33 protein-coding genes are annotated in these 26,340 nt (G+C 49.8%); 21 read left to right on the top strand and 12 right to left on the bottom strand.

The window, feature by feature from the left end; genetic code table 11:
* Position 1: 1 nt before the first annotated feature.
* Genes lepB through nagZ form a run of 7 tightly spaced genes read left to right on the top strand, consistent with a single transcriptional unit; the run spans position 2 to position 5,443 of the window.
* Positions 2-868 (top strand): signal peptidase I, encoded by an 867-nt coding sequence (gene lepB / locus LMED105_RS05705; protein WP_008249139.1) that lies wholly within the window; start codon positions 2-4, stop codon positions 866-868.
* A 20-nt stretch (positions 869-888) separates the two neighbouring features.
* Positions 889-1,605, top strand: coding sequence for a ribonuclease III (gene rnc / locus LMED105_RS05710; protein ID WP_083797110.1), 717 nt, complete (start codon positions 889-891; stop codon positions 1,603-1,605).
* Between the two features lies 1 nt (position 1,606).
* Positions 1,607-2,503 carry a GTPase Era gene (gene era / locus LMED105_RS05715; protein ID WP_008249141.1) on the top strand — a complete coding sequence of 299 codons (897 nt, stop codon included), beginning with the start codon at positions 1,607-1,609 and terminating at the stop codon, positions 2,501-2,503.
* The gene (recO, locus tag LMED105_RS05720) at positions 2,496-3,230 is read left to right on the top strand and encodes a DNA repair protein RecO (protein WP_008249142.1); all 735 of its coding nucleotides are present in this window, start codon (positions 2,496-2,498) and stop codon (positions 3,228-3,230) included. Before era ends, recO begins: the two co-directional genes overlap by 8 nt.
* Positions 3,227-3,967 (top strand): pyridoxine 5'-phosphate synthase, encoded by a 741-nt coding sequence (locus LMED105_RS05725; RefSeq protein ID WP_008249144.1) that lies wholly within the window; start codon positions 3,227-3,229, stop codon positions 3,965-3,967. Before recO ends, LMED105_RS05725 begins: the two co-directional genes overlap by 4 nt.
* 24 nt (positions 3,968-3,991) lie before the next feature.
* Positions 3,992-4,396 (top strand): holo-ACP synthase, encoded by a 405-nt coding sequence (gene acpS, locus LMED105_RS05730; RefSeq protein WP_008249146.1) that lies wholly within the window; start codon positions 3,992-3,994, stop codon positions 4,394-4,396.
* 24 nt (positions 4,397-4,420) lie between these two features.
* Positions 4,421-5,443 (top strand): beta-N-acetylhexosaminidase, encoded by a 1,023-nt coding sequence (gene nagZ, locus LMED105_RS05735; protein WP_008249148.1) that lies wholly within the window; start codon positions 4,421-4,423, stop codon positions 5,441-5,443.
* Positions 5,444-5,514: 71 nt separating this feature from the next.
* Here nagZ and LMED105_RS05740 read toward each other — a convergent pair whose 3' ends face one another.
* Genes LMED105_RS05740 through LMED105_RS05760 form a run of 5 tightly spaced genes read right to left on the bottom strand, consistent with a single transcriptional unit; the run spans position 5,515 to position 9,240 of the window.
* Positions 5,515-6,297, bottom strand: coding sequence for a peptidylprolyl isomerase (locus tag LMED105_RS05740; protein WP_008249150.1), 783 nt, complete (start codon positions 6,295-6,297; stop codon positions 5,515-5,517).
* 57 nt (positions 6,298-6,354) lie between these two features.
* Positions 6,355-6,624, bottom strand: a complete 270-nt coding sequence (locus tag LMED105_RS05745; protein WP_008249152.1) for a BolA family transcriptional regulator — start codon at positions 6,622-6,624, stop codon at positions 6,355-6,357.
* A 3-nt stretch (positions 6,625-6,627) separates the two neighbouring features.
* On the bottom strand, positions 6,628-7,263 hold the full coding sequence (locus tag LMED105_RS05750; RefSeq protein WP_008249154.1) for a septation protein A: 636 nt from the start codon (positions 7,261-7,263) through the stop codon (positions 6,628-6,630).
* Between the two features lie 18 nt (positions 7,264-7,281).
* The gene (msrB, locus tag LMED105_RS05755; protein WP_008249155.1) at positions 7,282-7,695 is read right to left on the bottom strand and encodes a peptide-methionine (R)-S-oxide reductase MsrB; all 414 of its coding nucleotides are present in this window, start codon (positions 7,693-7,695) and stop codon (positions 7,282-7,284) included.
* A gap of 18 nt (positions 7,696-7,713) precedes the next feature.
* Entirely contained in the window at positions 7,714-9,240 is a 1,527-nt protein-coding gene (locus LMED105_RS05760; protein ID WP_198006802.1) for a YdiU family protein, read from the bottom strand.
* Positions 9,241-9,335: 95 nt separating this feature from the next.
* Here LMED105_RS05760 and LMED105_RS05765 point away from each other — a divergent pair, with 95 nt between their 5' ends.
* Together LMED105_RS05765 and LMED105_RS05770 are read left to right on the top strand one after the other, a co-directional pair.
* Positions 9,336-10,973, top strand: a complete 1,638-nt coding sequence (locus tag LMED105_RS05765; protein WP_040512436.1) for a 3-(methylthio)propionyl-CoA ligase — start codon at positions 9,336-9,338, stop codon at positions 10,971-10,973.
* Positions 10,974-11,000: 27 nt separating this feature from the next.
* The gene (locus tag LMED105_RS05770; protein WP_008249158.1) at positions 11,001-11,303 is read left to right on the top strand and encodes a Dabb family protein; all 303 of its coding nucleotides are present in this window, start codon (positions 11,001-11,003) and stop codon (positions 11,301-11,303) included.
* Between the two features lie 12 nt (positions 11,304-11,315).
* Here LMED105_RS05770 and LMED105_RS05775 read toward each other — a convergent pair whose 3' ends face one another.
* Genes LMED105_RS05775 through LMED105_RS05785 form a run of 3 tightly spaced genes read right to left on the bottom strand, consistent with a single transcriptional unit; the run spans position 11,316 to position 13,353 of the window.
* Positions 11,316-12,125: an NRDE family protein gene (locus LMED105_RS05775; protein WP_008249159.1), complete on the bottom strand. Its 810-nt coding sequence runs from the start codon at positions 12,123-12,125 to the stop codon at positions 11,316-11,318.
* A complete protein-coding gene (locus tag LMED105_RS05780) occupies positions 12,125-12,454 on the bottom strand; it encodes a DUF4936 family protein (protein ID WP_008249160.1) in 330 nt (109 codons plus the stop codon). The genes LMED105_RS05775 and LMED105_RS05780 overlap by 1 nt, the downstream gene beginning before the upstream one ends.
* A complete protein-coding gene (locus LMED105_RS05785; protein WP_050771162.1) occupies positions 12,451-13,353 on the bottom strand; it encodes a folate-binding protein YgfZ in 903 nt (300 codons plus the stop codon). The genes LMED105_RS05780 and LMED105_RS05785 overlap by 4 nt, the downstream gene beginning before the upstream one ends.
* A gap of 172 nt (positions 13,354-13,525) precedes the next feature.
* Here LMED105_RS05785 and mltG point away from each other — a divergent pair, with 172 nt between their 5' ends.
* The 6 genes from mltG (at position 13,526) to LMED105_RS05815 (ending at position 18,064) form a co-directional block, all read left to right on the top strand.
* Positions 13,526-14,539, top strand: coding sequence for an endolytic transglycosylase MltG (gene mltG / locus LMED105_RS05790; protein ID WP_040512518.1), 1,014 nt, complete (start codon positions 13,526-13,528; stop codon positions 14,537-14,539).
* A gap of 7 nt (positions 14,540-14,546) precedes the next feature.
* Complete coding sequence (gene tmk, locus LMED105_RS05795; RefSeq protein ID WP_040512520.1) at positions 14,547-15,197, top strand: dTMP kinase; 651 nt, start codon at positions 14,547-14,549, stop codon at positions 15,195-15,197.
* On the top strand, positions 15,194-16,150 hold the full coding sequence (locus LMED105_RS05800) for a DNA-directed DNA polymerase (RefSeq protein ID WP_008249164.1): 957 nt from the start codon (positions 15,194-15,196) through the stop codon (positions 16,148-16,150). Before tmk ends, LMED105_RS05800 begins: the two co-directional genes overlap by 4 nt.
* Before the next feature lie 74 nt (positions 16,151-16,224).
* A complete protein-coding gene (locus LMED105_RS05805) occupies positions 16,225-16,608 on the top strand; it encodes a PilZ domain-containing protein (RefSeq protein WP_008249165.1) in 384 nt (127 codons plus the stop codon).
* Positions 16,608-17,393, top strand: coding sequence for a TatD family hydrolase (locus LMED105_RS05810; protein ID WP_040512437.1), 786 nt, complete (start codon positions 16,608-16,610; stop codon positions 17,391-17,393). Before LMED105_RS05805 ends, LMED105_RS05810 begins: the two co-directional genes overlap by 1 nt.
* The gene (locus LMED105_RS05815; RefSeq protein ID WP_008249183.1) at positions 17,390-18,064 is read left to right on the top strand and encodes an ankyrin repeat domain-containing protein; all 675 of its coding nucleotides are present in this window, start codon (positions 17,390-17,392) and stop codon (positions 18,062-18,064) included. The genes LMED105_RS05810 and LMED105_RS05815 overlap by 4 nt, the downstream gene beginning before the upstream one ends.
* Before the next feature lie 45 nt (positions 18,065-18,109).
* Here the strand turns inward: LMED105_RS05815 and LMED105_RS05820 are convergent, their stop codons facing one another.
* From LMED105_RS05820 to LMED105_RS05825, 3 genes are all read right to left on the bottom strand, one after another.
* Complete coding sequence (locus tag LMED105_RS05820) at positions 18,110-19,735, bottom strand: PAS domain-containing methyl-accepting chemotaxis protein (RefSeq protein ID WP_008249186.1); 1,626 nt, start codon at positions 19,733-19,735, stop codon at positions 18,110-18,112.
* A gap of 103 nt (positions 19,736-19,838) precedes the next feature.
* Positions 19,839-19,973 carry a hypothetical protein gene (locus LMED105_RS17075; RefSeq protein ID WP_008249188.1) on the bottom strand — a complete coding sequence of 45 codons (135 nt, stop codon included), beginning with the start codon at positions 19,971-19,973 and terminating at the stop codon, positions 19,839-19,841.
* 326 nt (positions 19,974-20,299) lie between these two features.
* A complete protein-coding gene (locus tag LMED105_RS05825) occupies positions 20,300-21,304 on the bottom strand; it encodes a DNA-binding protein (RefSeq protein ID WP_008249189.1) in 1,005 nt (334 codons plus the stop codon).
* A gap of 125 nt (positions 21,305-21,429) precedes the next feature.
* Between LMED105_RS05825 and LMED105_RS05830 the strand changes: the two genes are divergently transcribed.
* Positions 21,430-22,611 (top strand): tyrosine-type recombinase/integrase, encoded by a 1,182-nt coding sequence (locus LMED105_RS05830; protein WP_008249192.1) that lies wholly within the window; start codon positions 21,430-21,432, stop codon positions 22,609-22,611.
* Here the strand turns inward: LMED105_RS05830 and LMED105_RS05835 are convergent, their stop codons facing one another.
* The gene (locus LMED105_RS05835; RefSeq protein WP_008249195.1) at positions 22,612-22,818 is read right to left on the bottom strand and encodes a helix-turn-helix domain-containing protein; all 207 of its coding nucleotides are present in this window, start codon (positions 22,816-22,818) and stop codon (positions 22,612-22,614) included.
* A 132-nt stretch (positions 22,819-22,950) separates the two neighbouring features.
* Between LMED105_RS05835 and LMED105_RS05840 the strand changes: the two genes are divergently transcribed.
* The 5 genes from LMED105_RS05840 (at position 22,951) to LMED105_RS05860 (ending at position 26,305) form a co-directional block, all read left to right on the top strand.
* Positions 22,951-23,535: a hypothetical protein gene (locus tag LMED105_RS05840; RefSeq protein WP_008249196.1), complete on the top strand. Its 585-nt coding sequence runs from the start codon at positions 22,951-22,953 to the stop codon at positions 23,533-23,535.
* A complete protein-coding gene (locus tag LMED105_RS05845) occupies positions 23,532-24,926 on the top strand; it encodes a DEAD/DEAH box helicase (RefSeq protein ID WP_008249203.1) in 1,395 nt (464 codons plus the stop codon). The genes LMED105_RS05840 and LMED105_RS05845 overlap by 4 nt, the downstream gene beginning before the upstream one ends.
* A gap of 127 nt (positions 24,927-25,053) precedes the next feature.
* The gene (locus LMED105_RS16980) at positions 25,054-25,350 is read left to right on the top strand and encodes a hypothetical protein (RefSeq protein WP_008249204.1); all 297 of its coding nucleotides are present in this window, start codon (positions 25,054-25,056) and stop codon (positions 25,348-25,350) included.
* A 21-nt stretch (positions 25,351-25,371) separates the two neighbouring features.
* Positions 25,372-25,779: a DUF2971 domain-containing protein gene (locus LMED105_RS05855; protein WP_008249206.1), complete on the top strand. Its 408-nt coding sequence runs from the start codon at positions 25,372-25,374 to the stop codon at positions 25,777-25,779.
* 217 nt (positions 25,780-25,996) lie between these two features.
* On the top strand, positions 25,997-26,305 hold the full coding sequence (locus tag LMED105_RS05860; protein ID WP_008249208.1) for a hypothetical protein: 309 nt from the start codon (positions 25,997-25,999) through the stop codon (positions 26,303-26,305).
* Positions 26,306-26,340: the final 35 nt, after the last annotated feature.

Consider the following 26,340-nt stretch of genomic DNA (forward strand, 5'->3'; position numbering starts at 1 on the left):
AATGAATTTTTCCCTTATTTTGTTTTTGCTGGTGTTGTTCACCGGCTTTTTCTATGTGCTTGATGTGTTTGTGTTCAAGCCAAAACGAAAAATAGCTGCAGAGCGAGCCTTGGCTGGTGCGGGGGGCAATGCCAACCTGAACGGTGATGCTGAAAGGCGAATTCGTCAGCAGTACATGAAGCAGCCATTGTGGCTGGAATACAGCGCAAGCTTTTTTCCAGTTATTTTGTTTGTGTTTGTGTTGCGTTCGTTTGTGGTGGAGCCGTTCAAAATTCCATCGGGCTCGATGATTCCAACTTTGTTGATTGGTGATCTGATTCTGGTGAATAAATTCACATATGGAATTCGCTTGCCAATTGTGGACAAGAAAATTATTCCAATCAATGATCCTCAGCGTGGCGATGTCATGGTGTTTCGATATCCGCTAGATCCTTCCCTTGATTACATCAAGCGCGTGGTGGGCGTGGGTGGTGATGTGGTGGAATATCGAAACAAGAAGCTGTCGATCAATGGCCAGGTTCTGCCAGTGAAAGAACTGGACAAATACTACGACCCCAATAATTTTTCTTATTCACTGCAGTTTCAGGAAACCCTGGGCGGTAAAAAACACTTGGTATTGAATGATGAAGATGCGCCGCCTTACGTGATTGGTGCGCAGTCATTCAAGAATCGGGACAACTGCAAATACGATGTGACCGGCTTTCGCTGTGTAGTACCACCGGGACATTATTTCATGATGGGCGACAACCGGGATAATTCAAGCGACAGCCGTATCTGGGGCTTCGTTTCGGATGAGCAAGTGGTTGGCAAGGCATTTTTGGTGTGGATGAACTTCAATGACTTTTCCCGAATTGGCTTGTTTCATTAAAGCCAGCCTGGAGGTTTTGAGTGGATAGTTCAAAGTATTCAAGTCTTGAAGCTGCATTGGCGTACTCGTTCAAAGACCAGGCCTTGCTTCGTCTTGCCTTGACGCATCGCAGCTACAGCAGTCATCACAATGAGCGCCTTGAATTTTTGGGTGACAGCGTCCTGAACTGCGCGGCCTCCATCTTGTTGTTTGAAACACATCCAGACATGGATGAGGGCAAGATGTCGCGTGTGCGGTCGCATCTGGTTAAACAAGACTGCTTGGCCATGGTGGGTCGCAATCTGTTGCTCGATCAGTATTTGTTTCTGGGGGCGGGCGAGCTTCGCAGTGCGAAAACCATCAAGGACAGCATTGTTGCCGATGCACTTGAGGCCCTTTTTGGCGCCATTCTTCTGGATTCAGGCTTTGAGGCCGCACGCGATTGCGTGGTGCGTTTGCTCAAGCCGGTGATGCTAGAAACTCCAATCGAGTCCATGGGCAAAGACCCCAAAACCCGCCTGCAGGAACTGCTGCAGGGCAAGCGCATGAAACTGCCAATGTACCGTGTGTTGGTAGAGGGTGGAACCTCAGCCAGTCCCGAGTTCAGTGTGGAATGCGCAGTTGAAGACCTTGAAATTACCAAGGTTGGGCAAGGGCATTCTCGCCGGGTGGCTGAGCAGCACGCCGCGCAAGCGGTGCTTATCGAATTGCTTGAACGGGAGTATTCTGACCCCAATCAAGCCAGCAGGAGGCAATGACATGGCCGAATCAAAATGCGGCGTGATTGCCGTGGTAGGGCGCCCCAATGTGGGCAAGTCCACCCTCATGAATGGAATGATCGGCGAGCATTTGTCGATCACCTCCAGCAAACCGCAAACCACCCGTCACCGGGTGCTCGGTGTAATGACTGAGACCATTAAAGATGTGCCCACCCAGTTTATTTTTGTGGACACGCCTGGATTTCAAACCAAGCATTCCAACGCCTTGAACAAAACCATGAACCGAGCCGTGCTGACTGCATTGGCTGACGTGAACGTGATTTTGTGGGTGATTGAGCAGGGCAAGTTGACCCCGGCCGACATGAAGGTACTGGAGCTTTGCCCCAAGGGCGTGCCGCTTGTGGCAGTGGTGAACAAGGTCGATTTACTGGAAAAGAAAGCCGAGATGCTGCCTTTTCTTCAAAAGGTAAGTGGGCAACGTAATTTTGATGCAATTGTGCCTTTGAGTGCGCAGGCCATTAAAAATCTGGATGCGCTAAAAGAAGCAGTGTCAGCCTTGTTGCCCGAGCAACCTTTCTTTTACGACGAAGACACGCTGACCGATCGTCCGGAAAAGTTTCTTGCGGCAGAGCGTATTCGGGAGAAGCTGTTTCGTTTGGTGGGCGATGAGTTGCCGTACACCTGCACGGTGGTGATCGATAAATTCGAAATTGAGGAAGGTCGAAGGGTTATCTATGCCTCGATCCTGGTAGATCGCTCTTCCCACAAAGCCATGATTATTGGCAAAGGTGGCGAGAAACTGAAACGAATTGGTTCGGAAGCACGGCAGGATATGGAACGTTTGTTTGGTGGCAGCGTGCATCTTGAAACCTGGGTGAAAGTGCGCAGCGGTTGGGCGGACAATGCAAGCCTGCTTCAAAGTCTGGGGTATGAATAACACTCGATCTACCACTGATTTTGCCTATGTACTGCACAGTGTGCCGTACAAGGAAACCAGTTTGATTGTTGAGTTGTTTTGCAAGGAACACGGGCGTTTGCCAGTGGTGGCGAAGGGCGCCAAAAGGCCGCATTCAGGTTTGCGGGCGGTGTTGGTTAGCTTTCAGCCACTTTCAGTTCGTTTTACCGGCAAGTCAGAAGTCAAAACCCTGATGCAAGCCGAGTGGCTGGGTGGTTTGATGTCGCCAGATGGAAAAGCTTTGTTTGCTGCTTATTATCTGAATGAATTACTGATGCGCGGTTTGAGCCGCGAGGACACGCACCCAGATTTGTTCGAGTTGTATCAAAACACCTTATTGGGTTTGGCTGGTGGCGATGACATGAATGTGTGTGTTCGCCAGTTTGAGGTGGGCTTGCTTCAATCCTTGGGATACGGCCTTGATTGGCAGCAGGACAGGACTGGCGTAGCAATTGATCCTGAGCGTCACTACGTGTGGCAAGACCACGAGGGTTGGTCTCCCTCAGACGGGGGAAATGTAAACAATTCGACGAGTAGCAGCGTTGAGCAGATGGTCCAGGGATTGTGGATTGCTGAAATTCAGAATGGCATTTGGTCAAAGTCTGCTGCGAGTGCCTTAAAACCGATTACCCGCAAACTGTTGATGACGCACATCGCGCCCAACGGTTTGATGTCTAGAGTCTGGATGGAGCATTTGTTAAGAGCATGATTGAACTCGGTGTAAACATTGATCACGTGGCCACGATCCGCCAAGCCCGCAGGGGGCATGAGCCCGATCCATTGCGGGCTGCTCTGCTGGCTGAAGAATATGGCGCGGATGCCATCACCGTGCATGTTCGTGAAGACAGGCGCCACATGCAGGATGACGATGTGCGAAGAATTCGGCCTTTGATCAGTACGCGTATGAATTTTGAGTGTGCGGTGGTTGAGGAAATGATTCGCCTGGTCGAGGATGTAAAGCCTCAGGACGTGTGCTTTGTGCCTGAACGCCGGGAAGAAGTGACGACCGAGGGCGGCCTGGATGTGATTGGTGGTTTTCACCTGATCGCGCCTGCTGTGGCACGTTTGAAAGACCAAGGAATGAGAATTTCGCTGTTCATTGACCCAGACTTGGATCAAATCGAGGCAGCCTTGAAATGCGGCGCGGACGCGATTGAGTTGCACACTGGGCGATATGCCCACGCGCTGGGATCTGCGGTAGAGCTCGAGCTGTCCAGAATTCGGAAGTCGGCCAATTTTGGGGTGGCCGAGGGCCTACGAGTGAATGCAGGGCACGGCTTGAATTACGACAATGTGCAACCAGTGGCCGCGATTGAAACCATTTCAGAGTTGAACATTGGTCATAGCATTGTTGCCAATGCGGTGTTCATGGGTTGGGAAGGCGCAATCAAGAAAATGAAAGAGCTTATGATTTCAGCAAAATTGGATGCAATTCGGCCCCGATAGACGAAAATAGGTTTAATTGCCTCGATGATAGATGACATTCTTGGTTTGGGTTGTGACATTCTTGAGGTAGATCGGCTTGAGGGTTTGTTGCGCAAGGGCAGGGATGTGTTTATCAAACGCGTGCTGACTACAGCAGAGATTGATGAATACGAACGCCGATCCGACAAATCAGCCATTCGAGGAACCTTGTTTGTTGCAACACGCTATTGCGCCAAAGAAGCTTTTTCCAAGGCCATGGGCACAGGAGTGGGTGCCCATTTTTCGTTCCAGGATTTGTCAGTGTTGAATAGCGATTCCGGGGCACCCGTTTTGGTCTATTCCGAACGTCTCGAGAATTGGTTACAGTCCCGCAGGGCTCAGGCAAAAATTTCAATCAGTGATGAACAAAATTACGTGATTGCAACGGTAATTTTATATTCAAAACAATAAATTACATTAAGGAATTCATTCAATATGCTAGGTCCATTCATCATTGGTTTGACGGGTTTGACTTTGTCCAAAGAGGACATTGCACGTATTCAAAACCCGGCCGTTGGCGGACTTATTCTTTTCACGCGGAACTTTGAAAGCAAAGCGCAACTCATTGATTTGGTAGAATCTATTCGCTCAAACGGCGGTTTGAGCAAACCTGTTTTCGTGGATCACGAGGGCGGCAGAGTACAGCGTTTTCGGAACGGCTTTACTGCAATTCCGTCGATGCGCCAAATTGGACAGCGTGCCGAAACTGATTTTGATGATGCAGTGCTTTTGGCCCGTGAGGCAGGCTTTGTCATGGCCGCCGAATTGCGCGCCTGTGGCATTGATATGAGTTTTGCGCCCGTACTGGACCTGGATTGGGGCAATAGCGAAATTATCGGGGACCGCTCGTTTGGCAAAGACGCCCGAATGGTCTCCCGCCTGTCCTCGGCCTTGATGAATGGCATGGCCCTTGCAGGCATGCAAGCCTGCGGAAAACACTTTCCAGGGCATGGTTGGGTGAGCTTGGACAGCCATTTGGCTTTGCCTCACGACAATCGCTCATTGAATGAAATTTTGAAGGTGGACGCGCTGCCCTACCAATTGAATTCGACCCTGAACATGGCCAGCATCATGCCGGCTCACGTGGTGTATTCCGAGGTGGACCCTATGCCAGCGTGTTTCTCCAGCTTCTGGATTCAGGAGGTGTTGAGGGTGAAGTTCAGCTTTGATGGTGCAGTGATCAGCGATGACCTGGACATGGTGGGGGCGCATGGAGTGGGGGATATTCGTGCCCGAGCAAGCGCTGCTTTGCAGGCGGGGTGTGATGCCGTACTGGCTTGCAACAACTTCGATGACATTGACACTTTGGTTAATAAACCAGTGCCCGAAGTTCATGAAAACAGGGAAGTAAGAAGCCGTCGCCTGAGTCGTTTGCTATCCGGGCAATCGATGAATTGGGACGATCTGCGTCAGAGTTATGTGTACCAGGCTGCAATTGACAGAATAAGCAATGCCTGAATTACTGTTCGTTAAAAAAAGCCGCCAGTGTTTTGACTGGCGGCTTTTTTAATTCAGGACACTGAAAGTGTTTACTTGACCTTGGCACCTGACAACAGTTTGCCCTGGTACTCTTCCCACTTGTCGTTGATCATTTTCTGCTCAAGCTGCGGGCGAATTTCCTCAAGCTTGGGTGGGGTGGCCTGACGGGTATCGGCCAATAGAATGACGTGGTAACCAAACTGGCTCTTCACTGGGGTCTTGGTGTATTCGCCTTTCTTCAGGCCGACCATGGCTTGAGAAAACTCGGGCACAAAGCTGTTGGGGTTGGCCCAATCAAGGTCACCACCATTGGGTGCTGAACCGGGATCTTTGGACTTGGCCTTAGCGATGTCTGCGAATTTTCCGCCTTTGCCCAACTGGTCGATAATTGCTTTGGCTTCGGCTTCTTGCTCAACCAGAATGTGGCTGGCGCGGAACTCGCTGCCGCCCATCATTTTGGCAATTTCAGCATATGCGGTTTCGACTTCTTTGTCGGTCAGCTTGGTGTTCTTGTAAAAGTCTTCACGCAATGCATTGGCCAAAATGGCCTGATTCATCATTTGCACCTGATATTTCACTTCAGGGCTGCTTCCCAAGCCTTTCTTCACGGCTTCCTGCTTCATCACTTCCTGATTGATCAGTTCTTGACGAATGGTGGCGCGCATTTCCGGTGAGGCAGCCTGGCCGCGCTTTTCCTGCTCGGCCATGATGAAGTCAACCAGCGCGCTTGGAATGGACTGACCATTCACCACAGCGGCGTTTTGAGCATGCACGGGGGTGCCCAGAACCAGTACGGCGGCCAGGCAAGTTGCTTTCAGGGTGGTTTTCAACATAACAAAATAACCTTGTGTCTCAGAGAGTTAATACGGATGACTTTGGCTGCCATTCATTCATGCGTCTTCGGTGGAGTCCTCAGTGGAATCAATAGCCAAGGCGTGGATTTCTTTTTTCATCCATTCTGCCAAAGCATCATACACGAGACGATGGCGCGCTAATGTTCTCAGCCCATTGAAGCGTGCAGACTTCAGTTTGACCCGGTAATGCCGCCCGCCAGACTTGGCACCTTCATGCCCCGCATGTAGGTGAGATTCATCAATCACTTCCACTTCGGCATCGAGTGCAGTTTCAAGGCGCTGTTTGATGTCTTCACTAGTGACCATGGATTACTTGGCCTCGCTGTTTTGTTCATTGGGTTGTTTCATATGTTTCGACATGTAAAAGCCTTGCCCAAACACGAAGATCAGGGTGGCCCCCAAAGAGCCGAATAATTTGAAGTCCACCCACACCTCGGTCGAGAAGGAGTAGGCAACCGCAATGTTCAAAACGGCCATCACGACAAAAAAGCTGACCCAGGCCCACAATAAATTCACCCATGCATGGGGCGGCAGCTCAACCTGGCCTTTCATCATCAATTCAATCGGATTTCGCTTGAAGGCATATGCAATCAGGAAACCTGCTGCCATGGCCAGGTAAAGAACGGTGGGTTTCCACTTGATGAAGGTTTCATTCTGCAAAATCAATGTGGCCCCGCCAAACACGGCGATCAGGATCAGGCCGATCCACTGCATGTTCTCTACCTTTTTGCCGGTGGCTTTCTGGTAAATAATTTGCAGCACTGTGGCCAGAATGGCGACCACTGTGGCGAGCAAAATTGGCAATTGTGCTGTTTGTACTTCTGCATTGGAAATACTGCCCAGGATGGGCTCCAGCATGGCTTGAGCCAGTTCGGGGTTGCTGCCAGCCCATTTGAAGCTGACGAAAAACAGAACAATCGGTAGAAAATCGAGTAACAGTTTCATGTTGTAGTTGTAGTGTAGTTAAGCCGATGAGTCTGATGCAAAGGGTTCAAACGCCAAGCTGACCGAGTTGATGCAGTACCGCAGGCCAGTGGGTGCGGGCCCATCTTCGAACACGTGCCCCAAATGGGAATCGCATATCTTACAGGTCACCTCGGTGCGAACCATGCCGTAGCTGCGGTCTGTGTGTTCTTCAATGTTGTCAGGGTTCAACGGTGCAAAGTAGCTGGGCCACCCACAGCCAGAGTCAAATTTTGTGTCGGACGCAAACAAAGGTGTGGCACAGCAAATGCAGCGGTATATGCCGGGTTCGTGATGATCCCAGTATTGTCCGGTGAAGGCGCGCTCGGTGCCTTTTTTTCGGGTGACTTCAAAGCTCGTGGGCGTGAGCTCTTCCCGCCATTGGGCCTCTGTTTTCACTATTTTTTCTGTCATGGTCTTGGTCTCCGTAATTCATGACGAACAGCTCAGCACCAGCGATTTGGCCCAGTCGGGTGGCTGTGCCGTGTAGTCGCCTAGCAGTGACGCCGCATTGTAAGGGTCAGACAACGCCGCAAACAATCGGTTCACCTCAGCAAAATCACCCTTTTGCGCTTGCTCAATCGCGTGCTGTAGCAGGTGGTTGCGCAGCACGAACGCCGGGTTGGTCTGATCCAGATTTATTCGCCAGGCTTCCACGCTGGAAGTCGGCTGGCTTGTTGCTTTTAGCCATTCGTTCAGCCACAGCTTTGAGTTGTTCAGCTGCGCTTCATCGCCCAAAGCCAGCGGGAAAAAGGGGCTTTGCTGCCAGCTGGCGAAGTTTTCTTCCAAAGTGGCTGTTGGGTTCAGTGCAGAAATTGATCTAAAAAACCGGGTGAAATCCAGCGTGTGTTCGTGCATGAATTTCAGGGTGTTTTCAATCAGGGTGTCTACGGCATCGCCTTGCTCATGGGCCAAGCCCAATTTGCGTGCAAACAGGGTGCTGTGCTCTGCATGGAAAACATCTGCAAAGCCATCCAGCAGGTTTTGAAGCGTCTCTTTGCTGTCAGGGATCAGTGGGCTCAGGGCCTGGGCCAAGGCATACAAGTTCCAGTGGGCAATTCTGGGTTGGTTGCGGTAGCTGTATCGCCCTTGGTGATCGGAATGGTTGCAAATGTGGTCAATGTCGAAACCGTCCATGAAGCCATAGGGACCATAGTCGATGGTTAAACCCAGCAAGCTCATGTTGTCGGTGTTCATCACACCATGACAAAACCCCACTGCCTGCCACTGGGCCGCCATGCGCGCAGTGCGCGCGACGACCACGCCCAGCCACTGTAGCAAGCCAGCGTGGAAACTGGTTTCAGTGTCGCCCAGGTCAATGTCGGGGTGATGTTGTTCAATGTGCCAGCTCAACAGGTTGCGCAAGGCGTCCAGTTGATTGGTGTAGCAAAAAAATTCCACATGACCAAACCGCATGAAACTCTCGCTGACGCGGCAAACCACCGCGGCAGTTTCTGTTGTTTCACGAAACACGGGGTCAACGCTGGCAGTCAGGCTGAGCGCACGTGTGGTGGGTATGCCGAGCGCGTGCATGGCTTCAGACGCCAAATATTCACGTATAGAAGAGCGAAGCACCGCGCGGCCGTCCGCATGGCGGGAATAGGGGGTAGGGCCGGCGCCCTTGAGTTGTAGCTGGCGGTACTGTTTGCCCTTGCGAATTTCTGCAATCAGCAGGGCTCGGCCATCGCCCAGCTGGGGCACAAACTGCCCGAACTGGTGGCCGCAATATACGCTGGCTCGGCTTTGATAACCGGGAAACGGGGTGTTGCCAGAAAGAACATCAATACCCTGTGCCTTGCTCAATTCTTCAGCATTTAAACCCACCTCATTGGCCAAGGCCGTATTCAGGTGAACCAGGCTGACTTCTGTGCGAAGGGGCGTGGCGGGCACTTCGGCAAGATATGGCGCACCTAAACTTGCGTATTCTTGAACCAAAATAGAATCGTGATTATGAAACAAAGGGCGGTCCTGAAGTATAGTTTCGTTAAACAACCCCACCATTGTAGTCGGGGAAGGCCGCAGAACAAACGTAATACCTGGAGGAGAGAGCGCAAATGCAAGGTTTGATGATGAACATGCCCCTGTTGATTTCATCGGTGATGGAACACGCAGAGCGGCACCACCCGCATGTTGAAGTTGTGTCACGCCGCACGGAAGGCGATATTCATCGGACCACCTACGGCGAAGTGGCCAAACGCACCAAGAAACTGGCCAATACCCTGACCAGCCTGGGTGTTCAACAAGGTGAAAACATTGCCACGTTGGCCTGGAACGGCTATCGCCATGTGGAAATTTATTATGCGGTGTCAGGTATGGGTGCAGTGGTGCACACCTTGAATCCACGCTTGTTTCCCGAGCAACTGGTTTACATCATCAACCATGCGAAAGACACAATGGTGTTTTTCGACAGCACCTTTGCGCCATTGATCAAAGCAATTGCGCCAGCATGCCCAACCGTGAAGCGCTGGGTACAAATGTGCGATGAAGCTGCCATGCCTGCTGAGCAGGCAGTGGCGGGCTGCCTGAACTACGAAGCCTTGATCAAAGACGCTTCGGATCACTATGTGTGGCCGCAACTGGATGAAAACGCAGCTTCAGGTCTGTGCTACACATCCGGTACAACTGGCAACCCAAAGGGGGCCTTGTATTCACACAGGTCTACCGTACTTCATGCAATGGCGGCCTGCACACCCGATGCATTGGGCTTGAGCAGCCGCGACACCATTTTGCCTGTAGTGCCCATGTTCCACGTCAACGCTTGGGGTATCCCCTACATTGCCTTGATGACGGGTGCAAAAATGGTGATGCCTGGCGGGGCTTTGGATGGTGCTTCCATTTACGAACTGCTGGAAAGCGAGAAGGTGAATTTCTCGGCCGGCGTACCCACCGTGTGGTTGGGTTTGTTGAACCATGTACAGCAAAACGGGTTGAAGTTTACCTACTTTAACCGCACCGTGATTGGTGGCTCTGCCGCGCCAGCAGCGATGATTAAAACGCTGAACAGTTTGGGTGTTGAGGTTATTCATGCCTGGGGCATGACTGAACTTTCGCCCCTGGGCACCGTATGCCGCTTGAAGGCTCAGCACATGGAGTTGTCGCTGGAAGAAAAGCAAAACATCATGCAAAAGCAGGGCACCGCAATTTTCGGTGTGGACATGAAAATTGTCAGCGACGATGGTGAGGAATTGCCTTGGGATGGCGAGGCCTTTGGTGATTTGCTGGTTCGCGGGCATTGGGTAATTGACAGCTACTACGGCGGAGAAGGTGCAAAGGCATTCACAACCGACAAGGATGGCAAGAAGTGGTTTGCCACCGGTGATGTTTCGAAGATCAATCGCGAAGGTTTCATGCAGATTACGGATCGCAGCAAAGACGTGATCAAGTCAGGCGGTGAATGGATTAGCTCAATCGACCTTGAAAACGTGGCCATGGCGCACCCTGCGGTGCATGAGGCGGCCGTGATTTCTGTTTACCATCCGAAATGGGATGAACGCCCACTGCTGGTGGTAGTGCGCAAGCCAGGTGTGGAGGTTAGCAGGGAAGAACTGCTGAACTTCTATGAAGGCAAGGTAGCGAAGTACTGTTTGCCCAACGATGTGGCATTTGTAGATGAATTGCCGCACACCGCGACTGGTAAAATACAGAAATTGAAGTTGCGTGAGCAGTTCAAAGACTACAAGCTACCCAACTAAGTACCCAACTAAATTTAGAGAAGTTCAATGATCAAGCACATCGTACTCTGGCAGTTGAAAGACGAAGCCCTTGGCAACAACAAGGCCCGCAACATGGAACTGGTGAAGGAAAAGCTGATGGCTTGCGCCAACATCGTGCCCGGCATTGTGGACTTTGAAGTGGGCTTGGGTGGTACCAGCCTTGAATGCACTTATGACGTGGTGTTGTACTCGACTTTCGAGAACAAAGCCGCGCTGGATGCCTACGCGGTGCACCCCACTCACGAAGCCATCAAAAGCTTTATTGGTGAAGTGCGCACAGCTCGACAGTGCATGGATTACGAAGTCTAAAAACAGCTTCGACTAAAGCTTGGGCGACAGGGGTATTTCAAACCTTTGTCGCCCAATTTCATTTCCAGCCGGGTTGAATGTAATTTCGGTGAAGTGAACGGTGTTGCTGCGGTCTAGTAGAATTACCGCGCTTGAGCGGGTGCCGTACAAGGGCGACACAATTTTCACGGCAGACAGCATTTTCTCCCATTCATAAGGCACACCGGTGCTGGGCAACTCTGCATCTTCCGCAAGCCTCGTATTGGTGAGTAAGCCCAGCAGGGTTTGCTCAAAGGCAGCCAGTGAAGTGTGGTTTGAGCAATTCGCCTCAATTTCTTGTTGCAGTCCTGTTTTCAACAGACGTGATTTTGGCCAGGGCGCATTCAGGTAGCCATTGGACAGGCTGTGTAGGCCATTTTGCAAGGCGACTGAGTAATCGAGCCCATTGCCAAGTTTCAGGCTTTGGTTGCTGGTGCAGAGTAGGTTCAGCGATTGCAGGTTGCCATGAATCAAATTAAAACCCGCGTACTGAAGGGAGGCCTTCTCTTCGGGTGTTGCTCTGGTTTGAATTGCATCGAGTACCAACTGGCCGCGCGATGGGGCCGTGCCAGGCATGTTCAATGTGCTGTTTCTGACATTGGTCAAAAGGGCAAACTCGGCATTGCTGCCAATACCAAGCCAGGTGCCGCCGGATTGCAGGTCTTTACCAGCCCAAAGCGAGCCATAAACTGTTGACCAAACCTGTAATGGAGCGGTGGGGCGATCGTGAAATTCATCCCGGTTGGCCAGGCAAATAAAGGGATAGCCGGGGTGCGCGTTAATGGCAAGCACGGCCAGGCACATTACTGTTTCACCTCATTACCCACCTCATTATCCACCTGGGTGAACACCTCTACGTGCCGACTGGGCACGACTGGAAAGTCAGCAAAACAAACGTTGGCCAGTTGCGCCAGTGTCTCGATGAATGCAGCCTCGCAAGCGGAGTGTTCATGTGCGGGGTGAATTACTTCCATCAAGGTGAAGTAAGGTTTGTCCACTTCTTCACGTTGAAAAAGCTGGCTGTGGCCCAAGCCTTGTTGTTTCAAACGTGCGGCCATGCGTTCGGCGCACTGCAAACCCAAAGCAATGTCGGCTTTGGGTATGCGGTAGTAAATGAAAAGCTGGCGCGTCATTCAAACACGCTGCCTTTTTGATGTACATCGTAGGGAGGTGGCTGAACGTTCAACGCAATGGCGCCAGCGTCATTTTTGACAGTGAAAATAGCACCGCTTTGTTCGGCATCGTCTACTGGCAATTCAACCAGCAAATACTGCTGACCATTGAAGTTCACCGCAGTGGCTACAGCACCTGCTGGTTCGTTTTCTTTTCCGGCAAGCCAAACATCCTGCCCTGCGGTAACGGTTAAAGAGCCTGTTGCCGTGGCTTGAAACACGCGCCGCTTCACCTTGCCCAGGTAGTGGCTTCTGGCCACAATTTCCTGGCCGGGGTAACAGCCTTTGCTAAAACTGACACCACCCACCAAGTCGAAATTAATGGCCTGCGGAATGAACATTTCTACAGTGGGTTGTGACACATAAGCGATGCCAAGTTGCTGCAGGGCAAACTCGAATTGATCATCGGCGGCGCTGGATTGTTCGGTTTTTCCGTTGCCCACTACAAGCTGAAAACCAGGCGTTGAGCCGTTCAATGCGCGCAGGCTGGCGGTGGCGGTGCCCTGTTCATCCCACTGAACCCGCATGGGTGAGGTTGGCCCCGAATCAGGCACAAAAGCAAGTTGATAATCAGCCGTGCAGTCGCGCACTTTGCATTTGCTGCGCAACACAAACATGCTCAGGCGTTTAACCAAGGCTGTAACTGTTTCTTGGCGGCAAACCAAAAACACCTGCTTGCCGTGGCGCAATACGAAAAAGCTACCCAGCAAGCGGCCTTTTGCAGTACACAGGCCCGCCATGCGCAGTTGACTTTCAGCCATGCCGGCCACGTCGTTGCTGAGTTGTGATTGAAGAAAGGTCACTGCGTCGTCTCCGTCCACGCCAATGACACCCCAACGCGATAAAAACTGTGCAGACATGCTCAAATCCTTAGTAACAAACAAAACAAACAATGCCGATAAGCCATGGAAAAACTTTCCCGCTATCATGAATGGCAATCTCCACATTGTAGTGGCTTCTGGTAAGGTCTCGCCTTCCAACAACCCAAGGTGAAGCAAAGTCGTGCGCAAAGCTAAAAAAACAAAGAAAGCAATGAAAAAAACTGCGTCTGGCTGGCAATGGTTCAAACGAATTTTGATTGCCAGTGTTGTCGCACTGTCCACAATTATTGTGGCTGTTTACCTTGTTTTGAATGTGCCGATAAACCGCAGTCAGCCCCGCGTAGATGCGCATGTTAGCTCGGGACTGGGTGCACGGGCTATTGCCAATGAGTTGAATCAGCAGGGGTTGGGTGTGAGCCCAAATCTGTTTGTATTGGCAGCACGGTTAACTGGTAGCGCCGGCCAGTTGAAAGCCGGTCGATATGATCTTCCCGAGGGAATCAGTACTTTGGGTCTGGTGGATTACTTGAGCAAAGGGCAGGGGGTGTTGAGCAGTGTAGCCTTGGTGGAAGGGCAAACCGCTCGGGCTTTGTTGGCAAAATTGCGTGCACAGCCTGATTTGATCGATGATTTGCCTGGCATGGATCATCGGGCGATTGCTACAAAGTTAGGCTTGCAGGGTAACAGCCTTGAGGGCTGGATTTATCCGGATACCTACAAATATTCGCCAGGCTCGAAGTTGTCTGAGCTATTGGGCAGGGCAGTGCGCCTGCAGCAGGTAGAACTTGAGAAGGCCTGGGCGCAAAGGGATCCCCAAACACCGTTAAAAACTCCTTATGACGCCCTGAAAATGGCCTCGATTGTCGAGAAAGAAACTGGTTTGGCCAGCGATCGTGGCAAAGTGGCAAGCGTATTTGTGAATCGCTTGCGTGTGGGTATGTTGCTGCAAACCGACCCGACGGTAATCTACGGTGTGGGCGAGACTTTCGATGGCAATTTAACCCGCAAACACCTTCAAACTGATACGCCCTACAACAGTTATACCCGGGCCGGTTTGCCTCCAACACCTATTTCAAACCCTGGCAAGGCTGCTTTGTACGCAGCGGTGAATCCGGACAAAACTCCTTACTTTTATTTTGTAGCCAAGGGTGACGGGGGCAGTTATTTCAGCAAGAATCTGAATGAGCACAACAATGCTGTGCGCAAATATCAACTCGGGCGGTGACTGCCTCATGAAAAAGCAAAAACAGGGTTATCTGATCAGTTTTGAAGGCGTAGACGGTGCAGGAAAATCATCGCACATTGCGCGAGTCAAAGCGCGCCTTGAAGAATTGGGTTTTGAATGCCTGCAAACCCGTGAACCCGGGGGTACACCCGTGGGTGAAGCCATTCGGGAGTTGGTGTTACACCACGACATGGATGTGAATACTGAGTTACTGCTCATGTATGCGGCACGCAGACAACACATGGTTGAAACCATTCAGCCCGCACTGGATCGCGGCGTGTGGGTAATTACGGACCGTTTTGAGGACAGCAGCTTTGCCTATCAGGCTGGCGCAGGTGGTGCCAGCTGGGAGGACTGCCAGCAATTGAGCAAGTGGGCCTTGAAGGGATTCGAGCCCACATTGACATTTCTGTTCGATTTGCCGATTGCTATTTCGCAAAGTCGCATACAGGGCAGGGCGGGTGCTAGCGACAAATTTGAGGAAAAGCCGACAGGTTATTTTGAGGCAGTGCGCGCCGGTTTTATCAAACGCTCGCAGTTGAACCCTCGCCGCATCCGCTTGATCGACGCTCAGCCTTCTGAATCAGAAGTGGGAGAAACCGTGCTGGCTGAACTCGACAAGTTCATGCGAACACATTTGAACCTGGGTCTGGCATGACCACCGCAAGCTGGTTGTTGCGCGCCAAGACGCAGTTGGGCAATTTGATGCAAGCCACTACGGCACCAATACTGGTGCATGGCCATCAACCCAAAGGGCTTTATGAGTTGGTGGGGCAGCACCTTGCCGAATTGCTTTGCGAGACACCTGCGGGCAAAAAACCTTGCCTGCAATGTCCTGGTTGCCACATGCGTTTGGCCGGCAATCATCCTGACTTACGCTACTTGATGCCACAGGCTGTCGGGCTTGAACTCGGTTTTAATGTTGAAGTAAAAACCGGTGTCAAACCGAGTCAGGATATTCGAATCGATGACGTGCGGGATCTTCAAAACTATTTCAATACAGCGTCCAGCCGCGGAGCCTCCCGTTATGTGGTGGTTTATCCCTTTGACAACATGAATGCAAACACTGCGAATGCGCTTCTGAAAACGCTTGAGGAGCCAGCCAATGGTTTGCGGTTTGTGTTGGTGGGCAGCCGTGTCGACAAGCTGTTGCCGACCATTCGTTCACGATGTCAAGAATTGACCATGCCTATGCCGGCAATTGCCGAATGTTTGGCTTGGCTGGAGGCGCAAGGTGTACAACAGCCAGATGTGGCCTTGGGTGTTGCCATGAATGATCCTTTTGAGGCGCTCGGCCTGGCACAAACATCAGCAGACCAGCTTGATTTGCGCAAAAAGTTTCTGGAGTGGCTTGCCAATCCCGACCAGCATGCCAACCCGCCAGCAGGGCTCGAAAAAGTAGGTTTGCCGGTAGTGCTTGAACTGGCCATGCGCTTGTGTAGCGATTGTGTTGCGCAGGCCCATGGCTTGAAAGGCAATAACTTTCCCTGGCTTGCACCCAAGCTAATGTGGGTGAAATCGATTGGTGTGGAGCGCTCAGCCAGTTGTATCAAAATTTGCAGAAGGAATTTCGTCTGGCGAATCATCCTATTAACCCCCGTTTGGCGCTAGAGTATGTAGGGCAACAGTGGCAAAATTTAACGAAGTAATTCATTGAAAAATTCCCTTTCCGGACAACACACGCCATGACCAGTAACTTGATGAATAACCCACGCAGTAACAAAGAGGCCAATCGTCCGTGGATGCTCTCCTTAACCCTGGGTGACAAGAACACGGCGGCCAACCTGTATATGCCTTTTATCAAGGGCGGTGGTGTATTCGTGGAAAGTGACAAAACATACAATTTGGGCGATCCAGTGTTCGTATTGCTGACCGTGGGCGAGGAAGCGAAAAAATTTCCCATCAACGGCAAGGTAGTGTGGATTTGTGGTGCGAATGCGCGTGGAGACAAGGCACAGGGCATTGGCGTGCAGTTCCCGAAAGACGACAGTGGGGAGGGTGTGCGGGTGGCAATTGAGCAAATGATTGGTAAAATGCAAAATTCCATGAAAAAAACAGCAACCTTGTAGTGTTTACTGATTCACATTGCCATCTTGATTTCCCCGGTCTGGTCGAGCAGCTCCCAGATATTCTGAGTCGAATGCAGGCAGCGCAGGTTAACCGCGCCTTGTGCATTTCTGTTCAGCTTGAAGATTTTCCCAACGTACTGGCGCTGGCTGAAAACCACCAGCAATTGTGGGCTACTGCCGGCGTGCATCCTGATTACGAAGACATTACCGAACCCACAGTTGAAAAACTGCTTGAGCTCGCCGATCACCCCAAGGTGATTGGTATCGGCGAAACGGGTTTGGATTACTTTCGCTTGAAAGGCGACCTGCAATGGCAACGTGAACGTTTCAGGGTGCACTTGCGCGCAGCCAATGTGTGTAAAAAACCAGTGATCGTTCACACCCGCGCAGCCGGTGACGACACCTTGAAAATTCTTGCCGAAGAAAATGTGCAAGGCTGTGGTGGCATTATTCACTGCTTCACAGAGTCCCTTGATTTTGCTCGAAAGGCTCTGGATTTGGGCATGTATTTGTCATTCTCGGGCATCGTCAGTTTCAAGAACGCGGCCGACCTTCGCGAGGTGGCCAGGTTTGCGCCCATGGATCGAATTCTCATTGAAACCGATTCTCCCTATCTTGCGCCTGTTCCGCACCGTGGCAAAACCAACGAGCCTAGTTTTGTTCCGCATGTGGCCAAGGTAATTGCGCAAGAGAAGGGCGTTTCAGCAGAGGAAATTGGTGTTCAAACATCTGCCAATTTTGATCGTTTGTTTGGGTTTTCAAACGCTGGAGTGGCTGCAGTTTGAGGCGCCGTGCCTTTGTAAGCAGTGTGTTTCTATTGGCCATGCCGGGTGTGGCCATTGCAGGTGCCTTCGAAGACTTTTTCGTCGCAATCAAGTTTGATGACGAGTACCGTCTGAAATCTCTTTTGCTGAGAGGGATGGACCCTAACACTGTGAATGAGCAGGGCTTTCCCGCCATCACTTTTGGCATGATGCAAGAATCACCCAGTGCCGTGCGGGTTTTATTGTCCTCCGGCAAGCTGAACCCCAACCAAGCCGATCGGCGTGGTGAAACCCCACTGATGGTGGCTTGCACACTGAACAAGCCCGAGTGGGTTGCCGCTTTGTTGGCCAAAGGCGCCCAAGTTGGCGAAGACGGGCAATGGACAGCCTTGCACAATGCTGCAGCCTCTGGATCAAGTGAATCCATCGAACTGTTGGTGAAGTCGGGTGCGAGAATCGATGTACTGTCCCCCAACGACACCACTCCTCTGATGATGGCTGCACGCGAGGGCAGGGAAGCGGCCACGCGTATGCTTTTAAAGTTAGGCGCCAACCCGGGCTTGAAAAATCAGGCGGGATACAACGCTGCAGGGTATGCGATAAAAGCGAACCGGAAAGAATTGGCGTTTGAGATCATGAAGAAAGAAAGGGCGCTGAGAACAGCGCCCTTGAAGCCTAACAAGACGAACTAATGCATTCGCCTGATTGACGGGTGAAAGTGAACGGTTGGGTAGTGCCTAAAGGCTTGCCTCAAAATGTTTAACGAGGGTGCGCAAATCGCCCGAAGTTGAGGCCAGTTGTTTTGCTGCGCTGTCCAGGTCATTGATTGCAGCAACGTTGCTTTCGGTCAGGGCACTCATTCGCTCCATGCTGTTGGCTACCTCTAGTGAAGCCTGGGACTGTTGTTCCAGCATCGCTGAAATATCCTTCGCAGATTGCGCAACACCGCGACTGGCCACCTTGATTGCTTGCAGACTTTCGCCCGCCTCCAGAATCAGGGTGGTGCCAATATTGACTTCGTCAACTGCACGGCCCATGGTTTCAAGGCCTTTGTTGGTACCACTTTGAACTTCCTGCACCGTGGCCGAAATTTCCGTGGTGGACTGTCGTGTCATTTCCGCAAGTTTGCGTACTTCGTCGGCCACAACCGCAAAACCCCGACCTGATTCACCGGCTCTGGCTGCCTCAATGGCAGCATTCAAGGCCAGCAAGTTGGTTTTCTCGGCAATCTCTGTAATGGTTCGGGTTACGTTGCTGATTTTCACCACGGCACGGTTCAATTCTTCAATATTCTGTTTTGCATCCTGAACAACCTGCGCCACCTTCTGAGTCGCCTGGGTGGACTTGTCCATGCTTTGCGCACCCGTATCCACGACATCCATGGCGTTCTTGGCATGTGCCGAACTTTTGCCGGTTGCTTCTGAAATTTCAGAGACGGACACTGACAGTTCCTCCAGCGCCGCTGCGACGCCGTTGATGCCATCGGATTGTTGCTGTGATCGAGTCATTAAGTTGATTGCCAATTGGCTGAGGTGTTCAGCGTTGTTTTTCACTTCCGATGAGCTGGAAATAACGTCAGCAATAATGGCCCTCAAGTTGACTTGCATGCTTTTGAAAGCAGTGTGTACCTTATTGAATTCACGCGTACTGGACTCTGGAATTTCATGTTTGAAATTACCTTCTGCCAAGGCACGCATCGCCTGCAGCATCGAGTTGTTGGTGTGTTCAACACGACCTTTCAACCACATCAACCCCAGGGCCGCAGCTACAAATGACGCTGCAGCGCTTCCATAGCTGAGGGCAGGGATGTTAAACATGGAAAGCAGGGCGATGATGACCGGCAAAAAACCGACGATTGCCAAATCAACAACAAATGGGCGCCCTTTTGCAGGCTTTGTGAACGGAAAGCTGGCGCTGCCCGCATTGATTGCCTTGTACAAGGCCTCGGCTTCCGCTTTTTGCGTGTCGCTGGGCTTTGATCGTACCGACATATAACCAATTTTTTCGCCGTTTTGTGTCAGCGGTGTAACGTAAGCATCGACCCAATAGTAGCCGCCGTCCTTGCAACGGTTTTTGACCAGGCCTTTCCAGGGTTCGTCCCGGCGTGCTGTGTCCCACAAGTCTTTAAATGCGTCGCGAGGCATGTCCGGGTGGCGAACTACGTTGTGGGGCTGGCCCAGCAGTTCTTCAAGTGTAAAACCGGAAATTTCGACAAAGGCCGGATTGGCGTAGGTAATTCGACCTTTCAGATCGGTTTTGGTGACAATTGGAATTCGGGGGTCCAGCAGGCGCTCTACAGCGGTTGTAGAAGCGGCCATTCTGGCATTGCGGCCTTTGAGCTCATTTTGGGCAGTTGTAGACATGAAGGTTCCATACCATAGGGATCGATTTACCTTCACATCATACGAATATGCGGGCTTGATGAAGGCCCGCAACAGAGGCCCAAATCGGCCTCAATTTTGGGGTTTACATGTTTTGGCCAACTACAATCACTTTGGATTGAAAACCTTGAATAATGTCTTGGCCAGCGGCAACGGCTTCAATGGGCCAGTCTGGATACACGGCGCAAACCACGAAAGCAAAAAACATGAATTTGTACATAAGAACAGCCTCAGATCAAAGTGGAAGAACCTATGTACTTTTTCGGCGATTCCTGACCGGAGAGCATCGCCAGTATTGGTGGGGGTCACTCTGGGTAACCCTTTTTAATCTCTGATATAATTGGCGTATAATTTGTATTATGTTAACTACTGGACATTGGTAAATTTTCGTACAGAAGCATATCCGACTATTTGCACACAGTTGTAATGATTTTTTGCATAAATTTGTAAAGTGAAGTTGCTTTTTGCTTAATATTGTAAAGAAGCATTACTTTTGAGCAACATTCCAGACTACTCCAACCGCTAAATCTATGCAAACTTCAGAAATCAATCATGACTCTGCTTCAGGGTCTTCCTACGGCTATTTTTTGGTTGTGTGATGTTCTGTTTTGCACTTAGTTGTTCTATTTGAGCCTTAAGCTGGCCGTTTAGCCTGGTTTGTTCTTCATAACTGCTCCGGATCGCTTGAAGATCTGCTGTAGTCATTTCAAGTTTTGTTTGTGCTGCGCTTAATTCACGACCGGATACCTCAAGCTCCGATGCGATTCCACGGAGTTTGTTATCACGTTGCCTTATTTCATCCTCGCGGAGTTTTAGGGCGTTCCTTATTTCCTTAATTTCTCTGTTGGCGGCTTGTCGTTCCCTCTCAATCTCCATTAACGCCCGGTTTTCATGGTCTTTCAGTCTGGCTAAGCCTTGTTCATGCTCTTGTGACATTCTGTGGCTCTCTGCGATAAAGTCGCGTCTTGCTTTATCAAGTTGGCTTTTTAACTCTTCGCACTGGTCTGTGGCAATTTCTAGCCTGTTCGATTCAAGCGAAAGTTTTGTTTCAAGGTCACTAATTTCCTTTTGAAGCTTTGATACATGAAGATCTTTTTCAGCCAAGATTTGCTTGATTTCTCCGATTTGTAATTCTAGGGCTTGATTATTAACTTCCAGTTGCTCTATTAGTTGCGTGAAGTGTTCCATCTCCTTTTGATGGGTTTCATTTTCTTCACGAGCCTCTGCCAAACTAATTTGAGAGGCGATTCGCCAAGTCTCCTTTAGCGCTTCTGTGAACGTCGTTTTCAGCGATTCTGGCATTTCTGGAATCTCCAGTTCTATTCTGCCCTTCTCTTTTTGCTGTGCTAAAAATTCCTGTATTGCTTTACCTGGCGTTGACATGCTCCCTTTCCTAACCAACGCATAGAGTCTGGTTGGTGTCGGCATTATTCCATGTTGATAAAAAAGGATTGCACACGTTTTCTTGTAAATTTCCAGTGTGGACAAGCCTTGGTTCATCAATTCAAGGATTTGCTGACGGATTTCATCATCAGAGTTTACATCGTTCATTTGCTTGTACAGAGATTGGCTAAAGGTCGTATATTATTACATAATACGTAATTGCATTACTAATTTATTGATTATTTTTGACATTACACTTATAATGTCAATGTATTTGTTCATCCGAGGTTGTTTTGAGTTTTGAGCTCATTCCCAGTGCGTTTTCAAAGAATCCAGCATTCCAATTTAGTGCGTTTGATGGTTCTACTGGAGTAAATCGCGCCTCCGGTCCGCGTCAAATCGCGGCAAACCGGGATGTAGATGCTATTGCTGCATGGCTAATGCAATTTCAAGCCTCAAAAAGTACATTTGATAGCTACCGCAAAGAGGCCGAGCGACTACTGTTGTGGTCCGTTTTGCAGCTTTCCAAACCACTTTCCTCGCTGGTTTATGAAGATCTACAGCTCTACAGGCAGTTCTTGTTAGATCCGCAACCCGCTGACTTTTGGGTGTCTTCACCAGGACGTCGATTCGGACGCAACGATTCCCGTTGGCGTCCCTTTGCTGGGCCTTTGTCGGCAAGTAGTCAAAGGCAGACCTTGGTAATCCTTAATTCGATGTTTAGTTGGATGGTTGAGTCCGGGTATTTGGTGGGTAACCCGCTTGCTTTGGGCAAGCGCAGATCGTCGAGTTCGCCCAAAACTGTTACACGCTATCTTGATCCTATCCTATGGCTTGAGGTGAAGGCTTTTATTCTTGAATTGAGATCAACTGATCTGCTCAGGTACCATCGCTTGAGGTGGTTGTTTTCACTGTTTTACCTAGGTGGTTTGCGGATTTCAGAGGTTTCACAGGGTTGTATGGGGGACTTTTATTTCCGAAGAGCCCCAGACGGTAACGATTTGTGGTGGCTAAGGGTTGTTGGTAAGGGCAATAAAGAGAGACAAATTCCTATTTCAGGAGAGTTTCTTGATGAGTTGTTGCTGTATCGATCTTATGTTCAGGTGTCTGGTCTTCCGAGTGTAGGGGAGCAAGTTCCGCTGTTTGGTTCAGCCCGTAATTTTCGGATTAGGGTTGGTAGATCTTCCATACATGGGACTGTGACTGATTTGTTTGCAGATGTTGCGGCCAAATTGCGCATGCAAGGAGATATGCACGCTGTACGTCGTGCATCTCAGCTTGAATCGGCTTCAGCCCATTGGCTTCGCCATACCGCTGGCTCTCACATGGCAAATTCAGGCGTTGATTTGAGAGTGATTCGGGACAATCTGGGGCATGCGTCAATCAGCACAACCTCTATTTATTTGCACACCGACGATGATCAGCGTCACGCCGATACTTCAACGGCTCACCGCGTTGCTTGGTCAAATTCATGACTACGGCAACAACTCTTTGATGTCGCATCCGAGGGTGGCTGCAAGTTTGTAGGCTTTTTCAAGGGTGATACGCACCTCTCCCCTTTCAATCCTTCCCATATAGCTGCGATCAATTTCTGCTCTCAGTGCCAATTCATCTTGAGAAAGTCCCCTTAGTTTTCTGGCTGCGCGTACTTTGCTGCCGAATATTTTTGCCACGTCTTGCATAGTTGCCTCTCTAGAGGCAAGAACTATCCAAATTTGCGGCTTTAATAGCCACGGATTATAATCCGTTCTTTCTCAAAACCCCCTTTTTTCAGTTGCCAGTAGCCAGGGGGGAAATGACACCGATGGAGCATCATGACAAGAAGTCTTTCACCCGAGTTTTATTCAGTTCTGATTGAGGGGAATTTGAACAATTTCACAGTCATGGAATTGAGAGACGCGATCATTCGTGAATGTAAAGATGAAACAGATATGACCTTGCGTGACTATCACAAACGTGCGTACCGCGTGGTTCTAAGGCTTCTAACCGCAGGTTTGCTTGAAAAAAGCAAAGACATTTCTGAATTTGCTCGCTACAAGAAAACCCCTCTTTTCGTAGCCTCAGTGTTTAAGCAAAGAGTGACAGTTGATCGAGGGCCCAAACAGCCCAGGCAACCCAAGCAGCCCACGCAAGTCGAGCATGGGGCCCCCAGTTTGCCGGTCAAAGATCCCTGCATTCGAGACGAATTGGATCAATTGGTAAAAACTTATCAGGTCGATTTGCTGTCTTCGATCGGTGAATCCGAGGAGTATCTGCGCTTGCACCAAACCTATCCGCAGCTTAAAGCCAAGCTCGAGCCTCATTACCTTAAGTCCAGGGATGTCAGTTCAAAAATACTCGGAAAGATTCGCGCCATTGAAAGCGTGCTTGCTGGCATGCCGAAAGATCCCGTTTCATGAAGCTGCGTCGATGGCAATCCAACTGTCTTACGGGTGCTTTGAACTGGTTCAAAACTCAGTCACATTTCATGTGCTTGGCAACGCCTGGGTCGGGTAAAACCCGGCTATCCGCAGAACTGGCTAAAAGTCTGCTCCAAGCAAATAAAATCGATTTTGTATTGACCTTTGCACCATCAATTGAAGTTGCACAAAACACCTCAAATACTTTCACCAATGTGCTTGGACGTCGATTTGACGGGCAAATTGGTGCAATAGGCGGCGCTTACACTTACCAAAGTTTGTTATTCATTCAAGCGGATTTTTGGCAGATATTCGATTCCCATCGTGTTTTAGTGGTCTTGGATGAGGTTCATCATTGTGCTGGCAGCGATCTTTCAAACTCAAATTCCTGGGGGGAACAGGTTTTGCTGAGAATTCAAAGTAAAGCCACTTTCAGTATTGCACTTAGTGGTACGCCTTGGCGAAGTGATGACTTGCCAATCGTACTTGCCAAATACACTGATCCTGAAGGCAAGGTTCGCTGTGATTATGAGTATGGTTTGGCCGAGGCAATCAAAGATGGAGTTTGCCGCAATCCAAAGCTGGTCCTCATTGATCACGATCGTATTCTCTTGACGAATCTACGAAGCGGAATCCAGTCGTTCGAATCCTTTGCCGAGTTACTGAGCTCGAATGGCATTACATATGACCAACTCATTCAAAATCCTCAGGCTGTTCATTTCATGCTGAATCGTGGGTGTCAAAAACTTAAGGAAATTCGCCTAAAAAACCCCAATGCGGCTGGTCTTGTTGTGGCTCGATCGGTTGAGCATGCACACGTTATAGCCGCTGAGCTTTCAAATACATTCGCGCAGTCCGTGAAAGTTGTCACCTACAGAGATCACGATGCTTCGAAAACGATTGATGCATTTAGGTACTCTAATGAACAATGGATTGTTAGCGTTGGGATGATTAGCGAGGGTACTGATATTCCAAGGTTGCAAGTGTGTTGTCACCTCAGTATTGTCAAAACAGAAATGCATTTTCGACAGGTTTTGGGTCGAATATTGCGTATGACCAATGATGTCGATAAAGATGGTTGGATGTTTGTTTTTGCTGAGCCAACTCTAGTCGAATTTGCAAATGAGCTTCACCATGAAATCCCGGAGTCTCGTGTTGTTCAATTTGATGGTTCTCGCCCACGTTTAGCCGCCGAACAGAGGATTGGCAGGACTTTTGATGCTTCAAAAAAGCTCAACGACTATTCGGAAATTCGCTGCAATGATGACCTGCACCTAACGCTTCAACCAGAGATCTTCGATTCAGAAACAGTGAGGTATTACCGTACTCGGTTGGAATGGGCTGGTCAGTTTAGAGAGCAGATCATTGCAACATTCAATTCACCATTTTAGGGGTGGTCATGTTTTTTGTGCTGGTGAAATCGATACCTCTTTGTGCACCCTCGCCTTCTGTTGATGCGTCATAGAACTGACGGCATGTTATTTTTACATAAATTTTCCGTTTTGAAAGGGGTGTGGATTGGGCACTGTTACACGTATAAATGAAGGTGACTGGAGTGACGGTACCTCATTGTGGCGGTATATGGACATCTATGGATTTTTGAGTCTCCTTACCGGACAGAAGCTGAAGTTTACGAATCTTTCTGAATTTGAAGACGGTTTTGAAGGCCGCATGCCCTTTAGCAATTCAGCAACTCTGAATATTGACTTTTCCGACGACAGCAAATGTTTCTCGAGATCTGTCGACGAAGTTGTTGCCCTTACGGAAAATCTGGAAAGTATCCGCAAAAGAACATGGGTGACGAGCTGGCAGTAATCTGACGATGAGTGCTCCTTGATGTGGCGAGTTTACGGTAGCAGACAAAACGGAGTTGCTTTAAAAACTACTGCTGGTGATTTAATTGCTGCACTTGATCCGACCAATGACTACATTGTTGGTCCGGTTAAATATATCAATTACATCCTCGATAGAGTCCCCGATGAGCAAAACTTTTTCTTCACGTTTCACAAGCAGCAAGGTTACTTCGCTGAGCAGGAATTTCGCATCGCACTAACCGAATCCCATGAAAGTTTTGATGACAAACCTCAGTTCGTTCAGTTTGATTTGAACAAGGCCCTGGAAAAGATAGTGCTCTCTCCATGGGCAGAGAAGTGGCAGTTAGATGCGTTAAAAGAAGTACTGAGATCTTTCATGTTGGATCCCAACCTGATCGGATATTCATCAATATTGAGAGTTGGGAAATGATCTTTCCCTTGATTAATTCGATCTTGCTTGCGACATTATTTCAACGCGATCATATTTGGTTCCGGTTGTGGTTACCGGTTAGTGTTCTGGTGTATTACAAATTTGTAATTCAATTGAGAGGATCTGGTCATTCGCCCCTGCGTAAAGTGTGAGTCATGCCAACGCTTGATTGAAAGCAAAGGCAAAACCCAAACTGATACACTTAAGGAGAATTACCATGAAAACACGTCAATTGATCGCATCCACAGTGTTTGCCATTTCCGCAACGCTTCCAGCTTTTGCCTTGGCCAGTGGCCCTACAGATCACGGTGATGGCACTGACCACGTGGCACTGATCAGCCAAGGCAAACTGGCCACCCAAGCAACGGTGCTAAAAGAGTATCAACAAGCGGTAAAAGCAGATCAGTTCAACCCTCTGGCCGGAGATTCGACAGTGTTGGTACACGAATTCGAATCGTCGAAGTCACGGGCTGAGGTACTGAGTGAGATCAAAAGCGTTGATCTCACAGAAGGCGATGCAAGCTAATGAAGGGGTTAAGGGTTGGTGTTAATTCGCCGCCA

This window comes from Limnobacter sp. MED105 (genome assembly GCF_000170915.1).
Taxonomy (GTDB): domain Bacteria; phylum Pseudomonadota; class Gammaproteobacteria; order Burkholderiales; family Burkholderiaceae_B; genus Limnobacter.